Source organism: Kribbella sp. NPDC055071 (genome assembly GCF_053608045.1).
In genome coordinates this window covers 240,165-257,453 of the sequence record NZ_JBSGUS010000005.1, presented here as the reverse complement: position 1 = coordinate 257,453, position 17,289 = coordinate 240,165, and the positions used below count along the sequence as shown (strand labels likewise).

20 protein-coding genes are annotated in these 17,289 nt (G+C 68.2%); 3 read left to right on the top strand and 17 right to left on the bottom strand.

What is annotated here, in order from left to right:
- From ACWF4Z_RS11575 to priA, 3 genes are read right to left on the bottom strand one after another with little or no spacing between them, the layout of a single operon-like run.
- On the bottom strand, positions 1-1,200 hold the full coding sequence (locus ACWF4Z_RS11575) for a zinc-dependent alcohol dehydrogenase (RefSeq protein WP_452242916.1): 1,200 nt from the start codon (positions 1,198-1,200) through the stop codon (positions 1-3).
- On the bottom strand, positions 1,200-3,500 hold the full coding sequence (locus ACWF4Z_RS11570) for an HAD-IB family hydrolase (RefSeq protein ID WP_452242915.1): 2,301 nt from the start codon (positions 3,498-3,500) through the stop codon (positions 1,200-1,202). The genes ACWF4Z_RS11575 and ACWF4Z_RS11570 overlap by 1 nt, the downstream gene beginning before the upstream one ends.
- A complete protein-coding gene (priA, locus tag ACWF4Z_RS11565; RefSeq protein WP_452242914.1) occupies positions 3,497-4,234 on the bottom strand; it encodes a bifunctional 1-(5-phosphoribosyl)-5-((5-phosphoribosylamino)methylideneamino)imidazole-4-carboxamide isomerase/phosphoribosylanthranilate isomerase PriA in 738 nt (245 codons plus the stop codon). Before priA ends, ACWF4Z_RS11570 begins: the two co-directional genes overlap by 4 nt.
- 206 nt (positions 4,235-4,440) lie before the next feature.
- Here priA and ACWF4Z_RS11560 point away from each other — a divergent pair, with 206 nt between their 5' ends.
- Together ACWF4Z_RS11560 and ACWF4Z_RS11555 are read left to right on the top strand one after the other, a co-directional pair.
- Entirely contained in the window at positions 4,441-5,163 is a 723-nt protein-coding gene (locus tag ACWF4Z_RS11560) for a hypothetical protein (RefSeq protein ID WP_452242913.1), read from the top strand.
- A 17-nt stretch (positions 5,164-5,180) separates the two neighbouring features.
- Complete coding sequence (locus tag ACWF4Z_RS11555) at positions 5,181-6,311, top strand: cytochrome P450 (protein ID WP_452242912.1); 1,131 nt, start codon at positions 5,181-5,183, stop codon at positions 6,309-6,311.
- A 3-nt stretch (positions 6,312-6,314) separates the two neighbouring features.
- Here the strand turns inward: ACWF4Z_RS11555 and ACWF4Z_RS11550 are convergent, their stop codons facing one another.
- From ACWF4Z_RS11550 to ACWF4Z_RS11505, 10 genes are all read right to left on the bottom strand, one after another.
- Entirely contained in the window at positions 6,315-6,725 is a 411-nt protein-coding gene (locus tag ACWF4Z_RS11550) for an ester cyclase (RefSeq protein WP_452242911.1), read from the bottom strand.
- Positions 6,726-6,806: 81 nt separating this feature from the next.
- Positions 6,807-7,568, bottom strand: a complete 762-nt coding sequence (locus tag ACWF4Z_RS11545; RefSeq protein ID WP_452242910.1) for a methyltransferase domain-containing protein — start codon at positions 7,566-7,568, stop codon at positions 6,807-6,809.
- Between the two features lie 9 nt (positions 7,569-7,577).
- Entirely contained in the window at positions 7,578-8,387 is an 810-nt protein-coding gene (locus ACWF4Z_RS11540; RefSeq protein ID WP_452242909.1) for a sulfite exporter TauE/SafE family protein, read from the bottom strand.
- A gap of 38 nt (positions 8,388-8,425) precedes the next feature.
- Complete coding sequence (locus ACWF4Z_RS11535) at positions 8,426-10,189, bottom strand: proline--tRNA ligase (protein WP_452242908.1); 1,764 nt, start codon at positions 10,187-10,189, stop codon at positions 8,426-8,428.
- Between the two features lie 91 nt (positions 10,190-10,280).
- Complete coding sequence (locus ACWF4Z_RS11530) at positions 10,281-10,646, bottom strand: DoxX family protein (RefSeq protein ID WP_452242907.1); 366 nt, start codon at positions 10,644-10,646, stop codon at positions 10,281-10,283.
- A 10-nt stretch (positions 10,647-10,656) separates the two neighbouring features.
- Entirely contained in the window at positions 10,657-11,481 is an 825-nt protein-coding gene (locus ACWF4Z_RS11525; protein ID WP_452242906.1) for a GNAT family N-acetyltransferase, read from the bottom strand.
- A gap of 46 nt (positions 11,482-11,527) precedes the next feature.
- Positions 11,528-12,784, bottom strand: coding sequence for an MFS transporter (locus ACWF4Z_RS11520; RefSeq protein ID WP_452242905.1), 1,257 nt, complete (start codon positions 12,782-12,784; stop codon positions 11,528-11,530).
- An 18-nt stretch (positions 12,785-12,802) separates the two neighbouring features.
- Complete coding sequence (locus tag ACWF4Z_RS11515; protein ID WP_452242904.1) at positions 12,803-13,279, bottom strand: N-acetyltransferase family protein; 477 nt, start codon at positions 13,277-13,279, stop codon at positions 12,803-12,805.
- Entirely contained in the window at positions 13,276-13,908 is a 633-nt protein-coding gene (locus ACWF4Z_RS11510; protein WP_452242903.1) for a VOC family protein, read from the bottom strand. The genes ACWF4Z_RS11515 and ACWF4Z_RS11510 overlap by 4 nt, the downstream gene beginning before the upstream one ends.
- Positions 13,905-14,069: a ribbon-helix-helix domain-containing protein gene (locus tag ACWF4Z_RS11505; RefSeq protein ID WP_452242902.1), complete on the bottom strand. Its 165-nt coding sequence runs from the start codon at positions 14,067-14,069 to the stop codon at positions 13,905-13,907. Before ACWF4Z_RS11505 ends, ACWF4Z_RS11510 begins: the two co-directional genes overlap by 4 nt.
- Before the next feature lie 122 nt (positions 14,070-14,191).
- Between ACWF4Z_RS11505 and ACWF4Z_RS11500 the strand changes: the two genes are divergently transcribed.
- Positions 14,192-14,551 (top strand): nuclear transport factor 2 family protein, encoded by a 360-nt coding sequence (locus tag ACWF4Z_RS11500; RefSeq protein WP_452242901.1) that lies wholly within the window; start codon positions 14,192-14,194, stop codon positions 14,549-14,551.
- A gap of 35 nt (positions 14,552-14,586) precedes the next feature.
- Here ACWF4Z_RS11500 and trxA read toward each other — a convergent pair whose 3' ends face one another.
- The 4 genes from trxA to ispG form a co-directional block, all read right to left on the bottom strand.
- Positions 14,587-14,922 carry a thioredoxin gene (trxA, locus tag ACWF4Z_RS11495; protein WP_452242900.1) on the bottom strand — a complete coding sequence of 112 codons (336 nt, stop codon included), beginning with the start codon at positions 14,920-14,922 and terminating at the stop codon, positions 14,587-14,589.
- On the bottom strand, positions 14,915-15,283 hold the full coding sequence (locus tag ACWF4Z_RS11490; RefSeq protein WP_452242899.1) for a MerR family transcriptional regulator: 369 nt from the start codon (positions 15,281-15,283) through the stop codon (positions 14,915-14,917). Before ACWF4Z_RS11490 ends, trxA begins: the two co-directional genes overlap by 8 nt.
- A 63-nt stretch (positions 15,284-15,346) precedes the next feature.
- Positions 15,347-15,895: a nucleosidase gene (locus tag ACWF4Z_RS11485; RefSeq protein WP_452242898.1), complete on the bottom strand. Its 549-nt coding sequence runs from the start codon at positions 15,893-15,895 to the stop codon at positions 15,347-15,349.
- A gap of 239 nt (positions 15,896-16,134) precedes the next feature.
- Entirely contained in the window at positions 16,135-17,286 is a 1,152-nt protein-coding gene (gene ispG / locus ACWF4Z_RS11480) for a flavodoxin-dependent (E)-4-hydroxy-3-methylbut-2-enyl-diphosphate synthase (RefSeq protein WP_452242897.1), read from the bottom strand.
- Positions 17,287-17,289 lie beyond the last annotated feature (3 nt).

The window sequence follows — 17,289 nt, the reverse complement described above, 5'->3', positions numbered from 1 at the left end:
TCATGAGGCCCTCACATCGAAAGCAACCTTGACCGTGCCGAGTCGGCCGGCCGAATGCGCGTGGTCGATCGCCTCGCGCCAGCGGTACAGCGGGTACGTCGCACCGACGATGCCGTCCAGTGGAGCCCGGGCGGCCAGATCCAGTGCGGTCTCGAACGCCGGGCGCCCGTTCGGCTCCTCGCGGGCCGAGGCGTAGGTGCCGGTCACCTCGAGCTCGCGGAACCACACCGGCGACAGGTCGGCGCCGCTGGCCGGCATCCCGGACAGCAACACCCGGCCACCAGCCTTGGTGACCCGCAGCACGGTGTCGATCGAGTCCTTGCTGCCGACTGCATCGACCGCCACGTCGACGCCGCCGAGCAGGAACTCGCCCGATCCGAAGTCGTGCTTGAGCCGGAAGGCCCCGGTCGCGCGGCGGACGCCACGGAACACCTCATCCGGAGCGACCACGTCGCTGGCACCGAACGCCCGCGCCAGCTCGCGCTGCTTCGGGTGCTTGGCGACAACCGTGATCCGTCCGGCCTGGGTCAGCTCGCGCAGTGCGAGGGTGGCGAACAGGCCGACCGCACCTGCACCACTCACCAAGACCGACTGGCCCGGCTCCACCTTCGCCCGGAGCGCCGCGTGCACCGCTCCGGCCAACGGCTCGACCAGCACGGCCCGCTCGTTGGTGAGTGCCTCGGGTACGGCGTACAGCTGGCTGCGATGCGCGATCATCACGTTGCCCCAGCCGCCACCGGTGTCGCGACAGAATCCTGTCTGCAGACCCGGCGCAACGTGGCCGACCGTGATCCGGTCGCATCGGTTGGTGTGGCCGGAGGCGCAGCCCTCGCAGGGCTCGACACCGCGAGCCGCGCAGGTCAGGACGCTGTCCATCACCACCCGGGTGCCCTTCGGCAGGTCCTCGCAGTCGTCGAGCAGTTCGCCGACGACCTCGTGGCCGGGGACGAACGGCATCGACACGACCGCGGAGAAGTACAGCTTGGTCGAGCCGGTCACCATGCCGAGGTCGGAGCCGCAGATCCCGGACAGGATCGGGCGGATCCGCGCCCACCCCTCCCGCTCGGCCTTCGGCTCGTTGATCGTGACGAGGCGCAACGGCGCGGCCGGTCCGGTCAGGATGCCGGGGATCCGGCCACCGACCGCCTTCGCCGCAAGGAACTTGGCGGGCGATCGGTACATCTCCAGCGCGAGCATCATTAAGCGTTCACCCCAGGAATCTCCAGTCGGGACGAGGTGGACGGGGTCTTCCAGTCGACGATCTGCCACCGCGCGGCCCGGGCGGCCCGGAACAGCGACACGTCCGGCGAGACGGCGACCGGATTGCCGACCGTCTCCAGCATCGGCAGGTCCGAGTGGCTGTCGGCGTACGCGTAGGACTTGGACAGATCGATGTTCGTCCCGCGGGCGCGATGCTTGATCCACGCGGCGCGGGACTCACCGACCAGCGGCGGTCCGGACAGGTAGCCGGTGCAGCGGCCGCGGTCGTCGACCGCCAGCTCGGCGGCGATGATCTCGTCGAACAGCGGCTCGAGCGGCCGGGTCAGCGGCCGGACCGCGCCGGTGATCAGGATCGTCTTGTGCCCGGCCGCGCGATGCTCACGGATCCGTCGTACCGCGGCGCCACTCAGGCGTTCGAGCACGTGCTCGGCGAGGATCTCGTCGACGATGCGGTTCAGTTCTTCAAGGTCGGCGCCCTCGTACCGGCGGTAGATCGTGCGCAGGAACGTACCGCGGTCCTTGCGTTCGGCCGAGATCAGCTTCGGCAGCCGGCGCAGCATCTGGCCGACCTCGCCGACCCGCTGGTGACTGTCCAGCTCGGGCAGCCGCATCCACAGGTAGGTCTCTATCACGTTCGACGACAGCAGCGTGCCGTCCATGTCGAACGCGGCGATGATCTCCGAATCCTGGTTCGGCTCGACCTTCTTCAGCACACCGGCGGACTCGGCCAGCGCCTTGTTCCGCTTCTTCCGTACGACGTCGAGGCGGCGCATCGACTCCGTGACGCTCGGGCAGTGCAACTCCTGCAGGTAGTACTGCCAGTCGACGACCGCGGTGTCGCAGGCGAACTTCTCCTTGTCGTCGCCCTCGAGCGCGTTGTGCAACGCGAGCACGTTGTCGTCGATGAACTGCAGCTCGGCCTGCGCATACTCGGAATACAGATCCATGTAGCGGCGGAGGAAGTCGAGCCGGCGCTTCTGCACGTCCAGCTCACGGGCGTACTTGCGGACCCGCTCGCTGCGCGGCACGGTCGTGATGATCCGGTCCGCGATCTTGTGGGCCTTCTCGCCGTACCTGAGCATCGTCTCGACCGAGTCGCCGCCGGGGAACTTCCAGACCGGCAGCCGGACCGCGCCGCGCTCACCCAGGTCGAACGGGTGCTTGGAGAAGTACTCGCGGACTCCGGCGTACAACTGCTCGAAGGTCAACGGGTTCCGGGAGCCGGAGCCGATGTGGTAGTACTCCGGCTTGCTCAGCTCCGGCTCGGTCGCCATCACCGCGCAGATCGCGCCGACCACGTGGTCGACCGGGATGATCTCGATCACCGAGTCCGGACTCGCGGGGAACTCGGGGAGCTCGCCGCGACCGTAGGCCAGGATCAGCGGCTCGGCCATCTTGAAGCCCTCGATCCAGCCCGGGTGCGGGCTCTGGAGCGCGGACTCGATGATGGCCGGCCGGACGATCGAGGTCGGCAGCCTGCCGGAGAACTCCTCCACCACGCGCTCACCGAGCGCCTTGGTGAACGTGTAGCAGTCGGTCCAGCCGAGGCTGCGGGCGCGCTCGGTGCCGGTCTCCACCAGCTTCTTCGCGACCCACTCGTTGCGGCGGCGCTCGGTGTCGGCGGCCGCGGTCAGGTGACCGGCGCGACGGTGCAGCTTCTCGGACTCCTTGCGGAACTTGGACAGCATTGCCGCAGAGCGGGACTGCTCCTCGATCCGGGCCTTCATCGCCATCCCGGCCTCGGATTCGACCCGCCAGTCGACTGTGTGGTCGACGGGTGCCTCGGGGATCGCGCCGCGGCGACGGCCGGCGGTGTAGGCGGTGGAGATGTGCACGTAGTGGATCCGGCGGTCGGTCCCCTGCCGGCTCTCGTCGATCCGCTCGAGCAGGCTCTTGGTGCCGAGCACGTTCGTCGTGAACGCCTCGTGGATCGGCGGGTCGAAGCTGACGTCACCGGCACAGTGCACGACGATGTCGAGATCCGTCGGCAGTTCGGGTACGTCGGCCATGTCGCCGTCGATCACCTGGATCCGCGCGCTGCTCAGCGCGTCGGCATCGGCGTACTCGGTGCCCTCGCCGTAGAACGGCTTGAAGATGTCCTTCCGCAGCAGCTGCGCCATCCGGTCGGTGCCGGTCAGCGAGCCCTTGGGGCGGATGATCGCGACCACGGTCGTCCCGGGCAGGTCACCGATGATGCGGTGCAGCAGGGCCTCGCCGACGAACCCGGTCACGCCGGTGACGAGGACCTTCTTGTCCTTGAGCTTGTCGGCCAGACTCACTGGTCGCCTCCACGCGTGAGTTCGAGTGCCTCGGTCAGGGTGAAGGCACCGGCATACAGGGCCTTACCCACGATGACGCCTTCCACGCCGTCCTGGACGAGCGTGGCGAGTGCCTTCAGGTCGTCCAGGCTGGAAACGCCGCCCGAGGCGATGATCGGCTTGTCGGTGCGCGCGCACAGATCGCGGTACAGGTCGAGGTTCGGACCTTGCAGCATGCCGTCCTTGGTGACGTCGGTGACGACGTACCGCTCGCAGCCGGCTGCTTCGAGCCGCTCGAGCACCTCGTACAGGTCGCCGCCGTCCTTGGTCCAGCCGCGCGCCGACAGGGTCCGGCCGCGGACGTCGAGTCCGATCGCGATCCGGTCGCCGTACTGCTGGATGATCCGGTCGCACCACTCCGGGTCCTCGAGCGCCGCCGTCCCGATGTTGACGCGGCGTGCGCCGGTCGCGAGAGCGGCCGCGAGGGAGTCGTCGTCGCGGATGCCGCCGGACAGCTCGACCTGGACGTCCAGCTTGCCCGTCACCTCGGCGAGCAGCTCACGGTTGCTGCCCCGGCCGAACGCGGCGTCGAGATCGACGAGGTGAATCCAGTCCGCCCCGGCATCCTGCCAGGCCATCGCCGCCGCCAGCGGATCGCCGTACGACGTCTCGCTCCCGGCCTCTCCCTGCACCAGTCGAACGGCCTGTCCGTCCGCCACATCCACGGCAGGCAGCAGTAGCAGGATCTCTGACATGGGGCACACCCTAGAGGGCGTTCCTGTCGGTTTCGTAACCCGCTGCCCCGCTGAATCACTGAGATCCAATCTGTCTCAGCAATACCAGCATGCTTAGTGGTCTTACCCGAAAACACGCTCGCAGCTGGCTCCCAGGTGACCCGCAGAGACCTCCCAAGAACGCGCGGCAGGCTCGGTTCTGTCGCCCACTACAGAGGAGTCTCATCGTGAAAACCCAACGATCCCGACGCTGGATCGCCGTCGCCGGTCTACTGACCGCTGTGCTCGGCGTCACCGCCGCTTGCTCGTCGTCCACCACGTCAACGCCTGCTGCCTCGCCGTCGTCGTCCTCGACAGCACAGCGGCCCGGGCCAGAGGGTGGTGGCGGTCTTGGTGGCGGATCCAACGCCCGGTCGGCCGCAGCCGCGGGAGGTTCACTCGGCACGGTCGACACCGTGTCCAGCTCGGGCTTCACGCTGACGACCGCCGGCGGACAACAGGTCACCATCACGTCCTCGGCGTCGACGACGTACCTCAACGGGACGACCTCGACCACCGCGAGCGCTGTCACGAAAGGCACGACCGTCCTCGTCCTCGGAACGGCGAGCGGGACGACGATCACGGCAACGCAGGTGATCGTGGAGGCGGCCGACAGCGGGAGTACGACGGCATCCACGGCGGCCGGAGTGGTTCCGTTCCAGCAGGGCGCACCGAGTGCGGCCAAGAACGTCGGTGCGATCCCGGCGAACTACACCGAGGGCGAGGGCACGATCGTTAGCGGAACCGCCGCCAACAAGGCCACCGAGGCTGCGTTGCTCGCCTATCCGGGAGGTGTCGTCGACCGCGTGGTGCAGCTGAGCAACGGCGAGTACGAGGTGCACTACATCGGCGTGAACTGGCCGCACCACATCTTCGTCGACAGCACCTTCAAGGTGGTCGGTGCCTTCTAGTCCGTACGCTCGGGCTCGTGATCACTGTGACCGAGCTCGAGCGGGATCCTCACCCTGCCTTGGCCGCGCTGCGGCCGATTGGGTGGGTGGAAGCGCTTGGCGGGTGGGTGGTGGCGTCGCGGGCCTTGGCGATGGAGGTACTGCGGGATCCGGAGACCTTCACCGTCGACGATCCGCGGTTCTCGACGGCTCGAGTGGTCGGGCCGTCGATGCTCTCCTTGGACGGTGCCGCGCATGCCGCGCATCGCGATCCGTTCGAGTCGCCGTTCACGCTCGCCGAGACTCGTCGCCGGTTCGTCGAGCCTGTTCGCCAGACGGTCGACGAGCTGATGGCGGCGATCCAGCCGGCGTCGTCCGGTCAAGCGGAGGCTGACCTGCGGACCACGGTGGCCGGGCCGTTGTCTGTTGCGGTGGTGGCGTTGTCGCTCGGGCTCCCGCCGGCCTCGGCCGCGACGGTGCTGGAGTGGTACACCGCCATCTCCGACTCGGTCACCGGAGTGGCGGCCGGGCGGGAGGTGACGGCCGAGGGCGCCGCGGCGTTCCGGCTGCTGCACCACCATGTTGCCTCGGGCATCGACTCGTCGGACTCGCTGGTCGCGGCGGCCGCGCAGGCCGGACTTGGGGTGGACGAGGTGGTGGCGAACGCCGCCGTACTCATGTTCGGCGGGATCGAGACCACCGAGGGGATGATCACCAACGCGCTCTGGCACCTGCTGACCCACCCGGACCAACTCGACCTCGTCCTGGCCGACGACGCACTGCTCCCCAACGCGATCGAGGAATCCCTCCGCCTCGAACCGGCCGCCGCCGTCGTCGACCGCTACGCCACCCGCGACATCGAGCTCGCCGGCGCCACCATCCACCGGGGCGACCTCGTCACCGTCTCCCTGGCCGGCGCCGGCCGCGATCCGGCCGTCTTCGAGTCGCCGGACGACTTCGACGTACGACGCCCGAACGCCCGCCGCCATCTCGCCTTCGCCAGCGGCCCGCACATCTGTCTAGGTATGCACCTGACCCGCCTGGAAACCCTGACCGCAGTCGCCGCCGTCCTCCGCCTCCCCGGCCTCCGCCTCAACCCGGACTCCCCACCACCCCGAGGCCTGGTCTTCCGCAAACCGCAGGCCCTCAACGTCAGCTGGGACGCCTGACCCTCAGGACAGCGCGCCGAGCTGCTGCATCATGCCGAGGTCGTCCCGGACGGCCCAGTGCTCGGAGATCAGGCCGTCCTTCACCCGGAACATGTGCGCCAACTCGACCGACACCGGCCCCTCCGGCGTCGGGATGCCCCGGAACTCCGTCCCCTTCCAGGTGGCGGCGCGCACGCCGTACAGGACCACCAGATCGCCCTCGGCGATCAGGTGCTGCTCGACCCACCGTTGATCGGGCTGCAGCCGCAACGAGAAGGCGACCACGTCCTTGACTCCCTGGATCCCCTGCCGCCGCGCCGGTGCGGCGTGATTCACGAAGTCCGGCGCGCAGATCTCGTCGAAGACCTCCGTACGACCCGCGAGTCCCTCGTCCATGAACCGCCGTATCAGCGCCTTGTTCGCTTCGGTGCTCATCGACTCCCCCTCTGTCCTGGTCAGCCCGAGTCTGCGGCAACGGCATTTCCCAGGCATTTCACGGCGCACTTCATCGGGCCGTCAGCTGGGACGCCTGAGCAGCAGCGTTGCCGCCGGGTGGACCGGCATAAGGCGGTCGGGGTCGGCCGCGGCGTCCGCGGCGAACTGCTCGAAGCCCGGGTCGAGTTCGTCCGGCGGGAGGTGCTCGAACGTCGACAACGCCCTGAGCTTCAGCCGCTCGTAGCTCTCGCGCAGGGTCCGCGGTTGCTCTGTGCTGACCCAGACCGGTTCATCGGCCGCCAGTAGTCGGGCGGTGCGGGCGAGGTCCGCCGCATCGGCGACGGACAGGTACATCCCGGCGTCGACTTCGCGCGCGGACGGGAAATAGTCGTACCAGAACAGATCCGGCATCACGTCCGCGAACTGGCTCCGCAGGAACGCCACTCCCCCGGGCACGAGCACCCGCCTGACCTCGGACAGCGCCTTCAGCTGATCGGGGAAATGATGGAACGACAGAAACATGAGTACGGCGTCAACCGATGCCTCAGGCAACGGAATCTCCTCCGCCGCGCCCTTCAGGTAGGTCACCCGCGGATGCGCGGCGCTCGTCTCGGCCAGCCCACGCATCCGATCCGACGGCTCCACGCCGTACACGGGTCCTTGGAACTCCTCAGCCAGACCGGGAGTCAGGCGCCCGCTGCCGCTGCCGAGATCGAGGATGCGCAGCGGCCTCTCCGCCGGCAGGTACGCCGCGAGCGCCGCAGTCCACCGTCGAACCTCATCGGGGGCCATCCCGCGCCCGGAGGTGTAAACACTGCCCATCCGACCGTCATAGTCCACCATGCACGGACCTTAGCCGTGGAAGACGTCGTACGCGAGACGAACAATCAGGGCCGACACGACGACCAGGAAGATGATGCGAACGAAGCGGCTGCCGCGGGCCACCGCCGTACGGGCGCCGAGGAGACCGCCGAGCATGTTGGCGGCGCCCATGATCAAGCCGAGGCCCCAGAGTGGAGCGCCGTGTAGCGCGAAGATGATGATGGCGCCCAGGTTCGTGGCCACGTTGGCGATCTTCGCCTTGGCACTGGCCTGCAGGAAGTTGTACCCGAGCAAGCCGACCAGCGCGAAGATCAGGAACGACCCGGTGCCCGGCCCGACTGCGCCGTCGTAGAACCCGATCAGTACGCCGATCGCACTCGCGGCGACGTAGTGATCGCGCCCGTCGAAACGCAACGCGGTCCGCGCACCCAGCGACGGCTTGAACGCGGTGTAGATCCCCACTGCGACCAGCAGCACCAACACGATCGGCTTGAACCACGTCATCGGGATCCTGGTCGCCACCAGCGCACCGACCGCGGCTCCCATCCCGGCCAGAATCGCCAACGGCAGCACGGTTTTGCGGTCCGGCCGAACCTTCACCCCGAACGTGACCGCGCTCGTCGTCGTCCCGAACAACGACGAGATCTTGTTGGTCGACAGGATCTGGGCGGGCGACGCGTTCGGCAGGCCGAGCAGCATCGCCGGCAACTGCAGCAACCCGCCGCCACCCACCACCGCATCGATCCAGCCGGCCGCGAACGCCGCGATCACCAGGAACAGCAGGGTCAACAGCGACACATCAGGCACGGCCCCGATGATCAGGTAAGGCCATACTCCCATTCAACCCTTACATGCCTGAATGAGAGGGACCTCACTGATCAGTCGCGGACAGTGTGGAACAGGTGATCGACGACGTCGGCGACCGGGACGTCGGTGCGGTCGCCCGAGCGGCGGTCCTTGACCTCGATGGTGCCGTCGGCCAGGCCCTTGCCCACCACGGCGATGGTCGGGACACCGAGGAGTTCGGCATCCTTGAACTTCACCCCCGGAGAGACCTTCTCGCGGTCGTCGTACAGAACGGTCAGACCGCGCGCCTCGAGCTCCGTGGCGATCTCGGCGGCCTTCTCGAAGACCGCGGAATCCTTGCCGGTGGCAACGAGATGGACATCGGCCGGCGCCACCTCGCGCGGCCAGACCAGGCCGAGCTCGTCGTGGTTGCCCTCGGCGATCGCGGCCACCGCACGGGTGACACCGACGCCGTACGAACCCATCGTGACCGTCACGAGCTTGCCGTTCTGGTCGAGCACCTTGAGGTCGAGGGCCTCGGCGTACTTGCGGCCGAGCTGGAAGATGTGGCCCATCTCGATCCCGCGCGCGCTCGACAGCGGACCCGAACCGTCCGGCGCCTCGTCACCGTCGCGCACCTCGGCGGCCTGGATGGTGCCGTCGGCACCGAAGTCACGCCCGTACACGAGGTTGATCACGTGGAAGCCGGACTTGTCCGCACCCGTCACCCACGCCGACCCTTCGGCGATCCGGGGGTCGAGCAGGTAGCGGATGCCCGACGCGTTCTCCGAGCCGAGCACGCCCGGGCCGATGTAGCCCTTGGCCAGTGTCGGGTGCTTCTCGAAGTCGGCCTCCTCGAACGCGACGACCTCGGCCGGCTCCACCTGCGCGCCGAGCCGCTTCTCGTCGATCGCCCGGTCGCCCGGCACGCCGATCGCCAGCGGCTCGCGCGTGCCGTCCGGGTTCACCAGCATGACGAGCACGTTCTTCAGCGTGTCCGCGGCGGTCCACTCGCGCCCGTCGGTGCGGGGGTGCTTCGCGTTCAGAGCGTCGACCAGCGTGTCGATGGTCGGCGTCTCCGGAGTGTCGACCACCTCGGACGCGGGCACAGCGGACGCGTCGACCGGCGCCGACTGCGGGACCACGACGGCCTCGACGTTGGCGGCGTACCCACCCGGCGAACGGACGAAGGTGTCCTCGCCGTTCGCCGCGATCGCGAGGAACTCCTCCGAGCGCGACCCACCCATCGCGCCCGACATCGCCTTCACGATCACGTAGTCGAAGCCGAGGCGGTCGAAGATGTTGATGTAGGCCTGGCGGTGCAGCTCGTAGGACTTCGCGAGACCGTCGTCGTCGACGTCGAACGAGTACGAGTCCTTCATCACGAACTCGCGCCCACGCAGCACACCGGCGCGCGGGCGGGCCTCGTCGCGGTACTTGTTCTGGATCTGGTAGATCGACAGCGGCAAATCCTTGTACGACGAGTAGAGCTCCTTCACGACCAGCGTGAACATCTCCTCGTGCGTCGGCCCGAGCAGCATGTCCGCGCCCTTGCGGTCCTTGAGGCGGAAGATGTTCGGCCCGTACTCGGTCCAGCGGCCGGTCGCCTCGTAGGGCTCGCGGGGCAGCAGCGCCGGGAAGATCAGCTCCTGCGCGCCGATCGCGTTCATCTCGTCGCGGACGATGTTCTCGACGTTGCGCAGCACCTTCAGGCCCAGCGGCAGCCAGGTGTAGATGCCGGGCGCGGCGCGGCGGATGTACCCGCCGCGGACGAGCAGTTTGTGGCTCGGGACCTCCGCGTCCGCCGGATCCTCGCGAAGGGTGCGAAGGAACAGCGACGACATGCGCAAAATCACGGGAGTCTCCAAGCAGGCAAAAATCGGGAACTGGACATCAGCAAGAATATCGGTCCGGTGGTGATGCTCTCACCACGTTATCCACAGGGGTTCAACGCGGCTCGCGGGCGGCCTTGAGCGCCCAGCGGATCAACGGCAGCTGCAACGGCAAACGCGCATAGGCAATCGCTTGCTGGGTCCGGGAGCCCTTGGCGCGCACATCGGCCGCCATCTGCACGTTCGCCGGGAAGACCGCGACGAGCAGCCCGGCGCTGACCAGCCCGGCCACCCGGCGGGTCCGCGGGTGCAACAGCCCGGCCGCACACGCCAATTCGGCCACGCCGGACGCATAGACGAGTTCTTTCTTCCGCGGCAGCAGCTTCGGCACGATCCGCTCGAACGGCTCGGGTTTGACGAAATGCAAGGTCCCGAGCACGCCGAAGAGCACGGCCAGGCCTTTGGTGCTTCGCGATGCCATGCGGTGGAGCTTAGAACAAGATCGTGGCGAAGGTTTCGATGGTGCGGAAGCCGACGCGTTCGTACGCCGCTCTGGCCGGCAGGTTGAAGGCATTCACGTACAGCGTCACGACCGGCGCGATCTGACGGGCCAGCTCGACGACCGCGGCCATCCCCGATCCGGCCAACCCGCGGCCGCGGAACTCCGGGTCGACCCAGACCCCCTGGATTTGGCACACGCCCGTACCGACCGAACCGACCTCGGCCTTGAAGACCACGCGGCCGTCCTCGATCCGCGCGAACGCGCGCCCGGCCCGGATCAGCTCGGCCACCCGCGAGCGGTAGAACGTTCCGTCCGGTCCGGTCTGCGGCGGTACGCCGACCTCCTCGGTGTACATCGCCACGCACGCCGGATACAGGATCGGCAGCTCCACCGGCTCCACCTCGCGGACCAGCGGGTCCGGTGCGATCAGCGGCGAGCCCTCGATCACCATGAACGGCTGGTTGTCGCGCACCTCGCGGGCCGGACCCCAGTGCGGTTCGAGGACCGTCCACAGCTGGTCGACCTCGCGGGCCGGGCCGAGGATCTGGAAACAGTTGCGGCCACGGCGCAGCGCGTACGCCGCGAACGCGCGCAGCGCCGAGTCATCCGCGCCGACCGGCACCATGTTTCCGCCGGCGTGGCACAGTGCCTCGACGGCGCCGTCCTCGACGTACCCCCAGACCTCCGCGCCGCGGCGCGGGTCGAGCCCGGAGGCCTGCACGAGGCTGTCAACGAACACGTTCACGACCGGATCGCGAGCGATGACCGCACGCGCCGCCGCGAGGTCACGAGGACCGAGAACCCGTACGCCCACGGGCAGAACCTAGCGGATGATTATCGGTTCGGCATGTAAGGGGCGGTCAAACCGTCGCCGGGTCCGCCTCCGGGTCGTGACCGGCCGCGGTCCGGCGCAAGGGTGAGGTCCACGCGACCGCGACTCCGCCGAAGATGGTCAGCCCCATCAGCACCATGCCGGACCGGATACCGACCGCCTTGCCGAGGACACCGCCGGCGACCGCGCCGAGCGTCCACCCCACACCCCACGACAGCATCCGTCCGGCCGTGTTGACTCGGCCTTGGAGCTTCTCCGGCGTGACCTGCTGGCGATAGGACACGGCGTTGACGATCACCAGCACGTACGCCGAACCCCAGACCAGCAAGGCGATCGCGGCCATGACCCAGTTCGGCGCGAGTGGTGTGAGCACGCCGAGCAGCGCGGACACCGGCAACGCGTAGAGCGTGATCGCCGCCGGCGGGAACCGCTTCAACAGGCGCGGCAGGCCGACCGCGGCGATCAGGCCACCGATCCCCCACACCCCCCACACGAGCCCGAACCGGAGTCCCGACGTACCGATGTGCAGGACGCGGTCGCACCACACCACGATCAGGGCCATGAACCCACCGCCACCGAAGGACTGCAGGCTCCCTACGATCGTCATCGTCCGGACACCGGGATGACGGACCAGATAGCGGACCCCTTCGGCGATGTCGGCGAAGATCACCTTCGGCCGCAGCGGCGGCTGGCCGTCGCGCTGTTCGGACATCGCGCGGACGATCCCGCGGACGGCCAGGGCGGACGAGACGAAACTCAACGCGTCGAGCGTCAGGAGGCTGGCCGGGCTCAGCACCGCCAGGAGCAGGCCGGTGGCGGGCGGGACGAGAAGCTCGATCAGGCTCGACGCCGTATAGACCGCCGAGTTCGCCTGGGCGACGCGGGCGCGGCCGACGAGAACCGGCAGGGCGCCGAAGTTCGCGCCGTCGAAGAACGTGTAGACGCCCTGCACGGTGAACGCGATCACGAGCACGTGCGCGACGGTCAGTACGCCGAGCAGGTGCGCGACCGGGATCGATCCGATCAGCACCGCGTTCACCAGGTCCGCGGTCACCATGGTCCGGCGCCGGTTCCAGCGATCGGCCAGCGCCCCGGCGAACAATCCGGCCACCAGGTACGGCGCGGCCTCGAGCGCCGTCACCAACGCCGTCAGCACGGTCGACCCACTCAGCCGATACACCAGCACCGGCAACGCGATCGCCGTCACCATCGACCCGGTGATCGACAACGCCCGCGCCAACCAGTACCGCCGAAAGTCCGGGTCGTCACGCAGCCGCGTCGTCATGACCTGCATCCTGCAACCTCAGCCCGCCTCGAGGTCAATGGCCATCCACATCAATTCGTCGCCCAGCTCGCGGTCTGGCGTGTTGGCGGCCTCGACGAATCCGTTGGCGCGGTAGAAGGCGATCGCGGCTTCGTTCGTGATCAGGACGTCCAGCAGGAGTTCCGTCGTACCGGCCGGAAGGGCCTTGATCGCGGCGTCGAGCAGGGCTTTGCCGATGCCGGAGCGCTGGTGATCGGGGAGCACGTAGAGCTTCCACATCACCCAACTGTCGCCCTCGCGACCGAGTCCGACCATGCCGACGAGCTCGTCACCGGCGTCCGCGACCAACGTGATGCCGGTGCGGATGCTTCGCTCCACGACCTCCGCCGACCACCACTGCGCGAGGCCGTCGGCGATGAACTCGTCCGAGGCGAGACCGGCGTACGCGACCGGCCACGTCGTCAGGCCGATCTGCCGGACCGCCTCGATTTCTGTCAGCTCAGCCCTCCGGATCATCCGTGCACGACCAGGGGCTGACCGTCGGGATCCGTGAATTCCAGGGTGTCGGCGGATCGCTGCCCGGGAACGCGGCTCTGGATCTCGTCGAGTCCCTCGGTGGTGGTCAGATCGAGGCGGACCGTGAACGGGCCGTCGGGCGGGCCGAACTGTACGACGTCCGGTGCTCCGATCGCGTCGAGGAAACGACGCCAGGCCGCTTCGTCCGCGCCGGTCAGGTACGGCGTGACCGACCAGCGGGGGTCCGGGCTCGCGTCGTGCAGCGTGTAGCCGTAGCGGTCGTCGGTGTGTTCGTCCATCCAGATCACGACGCCGTTCGGCGCTGTCACCGACAAGACCCGGCCGTACGCCTCGTCGAAGACCGTGCCATCGGTGAACCCGGCCCGCTCGAGCCGATCCTTCAGCTCGTCGAGCTTGCTTGCCTCGAAGGCCAGCGTGGTCTGCCCAGGCTGCCCACCCGTCGAACTACTGGCCGCGTCATGCAGCGCGACCATGCCGTGACCGGTCAACAGCTCCACCCAGCCGCCGCGCTCGGACTCGATCCGCGACCGCAGTCCGAGCGTCTCCAGGAACGCGCGCATCGCCTCCACATCCGCCGTGAACCGCAACGGCCGAATCACCACACTCATCCGCGGGCCTCCCCATGCTTGTCCAGATACTCGGTCAGGGCCTGCTCGACCAGCGCCGACAAACTCGCCGCCTCGTCGATCGCCTTGTGCTTCACCCGCCGCACCAACCCAGCCGGCAGATACACGTTGAACTGCACCTTCTTGTCACCATCACCCACCATGGCTATATTGCTAGCATCCTAGATACCTAATCGTCAACCACCTGACAGGTTGGTGGCAGGGGTGGGGGCTATGTTCGGCGCAGGGCGGTGACCAGTCGTAGGGAGGGGCTGAGGTGTCAGTGGTGGAGGAGTTGCAGGGGCTCGAGGAGCGGATGTGGGAGGCCAACCGGAAGGGGAACGGGGACTTCTATGCGCAGCGGCTGCGCGAGGACGCCGTGGTGGTGAGCAAGTACGGCGTGATGGACAAGGCCGCGATCGTCCCGGGGATCCAGGCGAACCACAACCCGTACGTGACGACCGATCGCTCCGAGGAGCGGGTGATCCAGGTCGACGAGCACACGGCGATCGTGAGCTACCGGGTCGACGTGGTGGCGCTGGTCAACGGTAACGAGGTCGAGCTTCCGTCGTACGCGACGAGTGTGTGGAACGACGAGAGCGGCGAGTGGCTGATCGTCTTCCACCAGCAGTCGGCGATCGGATGAGCCCGCCGGCCGAATGCCGGCGGGCTCGCCCCGCGTCAGACGGCGGCGAGTAGGGCGTCGTCGAGTTCCTTGAGGAGCCTGGCCTTGGGCCGGGCTCCGACGACGGCCCAAATCATCTCGCCGTGGTGGAAGAGGATCAGCGTCGGCATCGCCATCACCCGGTAGCGCGCGGCGATCGTCGGGTTCTCGTCGGCGTTGAGTTTCACGACCGTCAGCTGATCGTTGCGCTCGGCACCGATCTGGGCGAGCACCGGGGCGATCTGGTGGCACGGCGGGCACCACTCGGCCCAGAAGTCCACCAGCACGGGCTTGTCCGACCGCAGCACCAGCTCGTCGAACGTGGTCTCGTCGACGCTCTGCAGTTCAGTCATGTCTTGTCCTCCAGGTCTCGGCATCGGTCAGGAGGTCGGTCAGCCGGGCCCGCAGGTCGGTGAGCTCGGCGATCCGCCGATCCACGTCCGCGATCCGGGTCCGGTAGGCCGTCAGCGACGCCGGGCAGACATCCGCCCGTTCGTTGCCGGCCCGCAGACACTCGATGAACGGATACGTCTGCTCCGCGGTCAGCCCGAGGCTCAGCAGCGCCTTCACCTCGCGGACGACGTCGACGTCGCCGGCGTCGTACGCGCGGTATCCGTTCGACTCCCGGCGTGGCTTCAGCAAGCCCTGCGCCTCGTAGTACCGCACCGCCTTGACCGTCACACCGGCCTCGGCCGCCAGATCGCTGATCCGCATCCCGCCTCCTTCACCCGAACCTAAACCTTGCCCCCAGGGTCAAGGTCAAGCCCAGCGTACGGGTCAGGCGACGTACTTGGTGACCCACTCCCCCAACGCCTTGGCGCTGGTGTCGACGAGGCTCGGCCAGTCGAGCGCGGCCTGGTCGGCGGAGTCCGAGACGTGCTTCACGACCCGCACGGGTACGCCGTACTCGCGGCAGGCGTAGACCACGCCGTACGCCTCCATGTCGACGAGCTGCGCCCGCTCGGCCAACCGCGCCCGTACGTCGGGATCGGCCACGAACACGTCTCCCGACGCGAGCACCGTCCCGTCCCCACCCTCGATCGCCAACTCGTCCTGCGGATCCAACCCGATCGCCCGGATCGCATCCACATTCAGATCGTGATTGATCACACTGCTCGGCAGAAACACCCCAGCCAGGCCATCCCGCAACGCCCCGGTGGTCCCGATGTTCAGCACCGTCAGATCAGTCGTGTCCCGACCAGCCAGCGCCCGGGCAACTGCCACCGCCGCCGCAGTCTTCCCTACCCCGGTGATCACCACCGGCAGCCCGTCCGGCACATACCGAGCCTCGCCCCGAACAGCACTCACCACCAGATACTCAGTCACCCGCAAAGATTATCCGGCGACCGGACCCCCGCCACTCAAGAACCACCAGCCCCGGGCGATGTGTGCCGACACTCAAGCGTGCCAGGAGACCCCTCGACCGACTTCATGAGTGGCACACGTCCGTCCACCTCAGTGGATGCGCGTCGTGCCCTGTCCACCAGCTGGCTCACGTCGTTCCTGGTCGCTCGCGTGCTCCCAGCTCTGTACGTCGCCGCTCGCCATATACCGGATCCGGTTGGTCAGCCGACGCTGATGGTGGGTTCGCCGGACTCGCCGGTTGACTCCATGGATTCGGCGATGCGCATGGCTTCTTCGATGAGGGTTTCTACGATGGCTGATTCCGGGACGGTTTTGATGACCTCGCCCTTGACGAAGATCTGGCCCTTGCCGTTGCCGGAGGCCACTCCGAGGTCGGCCTCGCGGGCCTCGCCGGGGCCGTTGACGACGCAGCCCATGACCGCGACGCGGAGCGGGACCTCCATGCCTTCAAGGCCGGCGGAGACCTGGTCGGCCAGCGTGTAGACGTCGACCTGGGCGCGGCCGCAGGACGGGCAGGAGACGATCTCGAGCTTGCGTTCGCGCAGGTTCAGCGACTGCAGGATCTGCAGGCCGACCTTGACCTCCTCGACCGGCGGCGCGGACAGCGAGACCCGGATGGTGTCCCCGATGCCCTTGGACAGCAGCGCGCCGAACGCGACCGACGACTTGATGGTGCCCTGGAAGGCGGGTCCGGCCTCGGTCACGCCGAGGTGCAGCGGCCAGTCACCCTGCTCGGCCAGGATCTCGTACGCACGGACCATCACGACCGGGTCGTTGTGCTTCACCGAGATCTTGAAGTCGTGGAAGTCGTGCTCCTCGAACAGCGACGCCTCCCAGACGGCCGACTCGGCCAGCGCCTCCGGCGTCGCCTTGCCGTACTTCTGCAGCAGCCGCGGATCCAGCGAGCCCGCGTTCACCCCGATCCGCAGCGACGTCCCGTGATCCTTCGCGGCCTGCGCGATCTCCTTGACCTGGTCGTCGAACTTGCGGATGTTGCCCGGGTTCACCCGGACCGCCGCACACCCCGCCTCGATCGCGGCGAAGACGTAGCTCGGCTGGAAGTGGATGTCCGCGATCACCGGGATCTGCGAGTGCCTCGCGATCTCGGGCAGCGCGTCCGCGTCCTCCTGCCGCGGGCAGGCGACCCGGACGATGTCGCAGCCGGCCGCCGTCAGCTCCGCGATCTGCTGCAGCGTCGTGTTGACCTCGTGCGTCTTCGTGGTCGTCATCGACTGCACCGAGACCGGCGCGTCCCCACCCACCAGCACCTTGCCCACCTTGATCTGGCGGGTCTTGCGGCGCGGGGCGAGGGTCGGCGGAGGCAGCGCGGGCATGCCCAGGTTGATGCTCATGAG

Coding starts and splice junctions, on each gene's coding strand:
- ACWF4Z_RS11575 (WP_452242916.1), bottom strand. CDS start 1,200: ATGATGCTCGCGCTGGAGATGTACCGATCGCCCGCCAAGTTCCTTGCG.
- priA (WP_452242914.1), bottom strand. CDS start 4,234: ATGTCAGAGATCCTGCTACTGCTGCCTGCCGTGGATGTGGCGGACGGA.
- ACWF4Z_RS11550 (WP_452242911.1), bottom strand. CDS start 6,725: ATGAGCACCGAAGCGAACAAGGCGCTGATACGGCGGTTCATGGACGAG.
- ACWF4Z_RS11545 (WP_452242910.1), bottom strand. CDS start 7,568: ATGGTGGACTATGACGGTCGGATGGGCAGTGTTTACACCTCCGGGCGC.
- ACWF4Z_RS11540 (WP_452242909.1), bottom strand. CDS start 8,387: ATGGGAGTATGGCCTTACCTGATCATCGGGGCCGTGCCTGATGTGTCG.
- ACWF4Z_RS11530 (WP_452242907.1), bottom strand. CDS start 10,646: ATGGCATCGCGAAGCACCAAAGGCCTGGCCGTGCTCTTCGGCGTGCTC.
- ACWF4Z_RS11520 (WP_452242905.1), bottom strand. CDS start 12,784: ATGACGACGCGGCTGCGTGACGACCCGGACTTTCGGCGGTACTGGTTG.
- ACWF4Z_RS11515 (WP_452242904.1), bottom strand. CDS start 13,279: ATGATCCGGAGGGCTGAGCTGACAGAAATCGAGGCGGTCCGGCAGATC.
- ACWF4Z_RS11510 (WP_452242903.1), bottom strand. CDS start 13,908: ATGAGTGTGGTGATTCGGCCGTTGCGGTTCACGGCGGATGTGGAGGCG.
- ACWF4Z_RS11505 (WP_452242902.1), bottom strand. CDS start 14,069: ATGGTGGGTGATGGTGACAAGAAGGTGCAGTTCAACGTGTATCTGCCG.
- trxA (WP_452242900.1), bottom strand. CDS start 14,922: ATGACTGAACTGCAGAGCGTCGACGAGACCACGTTCGACGAGCTGGTG.
- ACWF4Z_RS11490 (WP_452242899.1), bottom strand. CDS start 15,283: ATGCGGATCAGCGATCTGGCGGCCGAGGCCGGTGTGACGGTCAAGGCG.
- ispG (WP_452242897.1), bottom strand. CDS start 17,286: ATGAGCATCAACCTGGGCATGCCCGCGCTGCCTCCGCCGACCCTCGCC.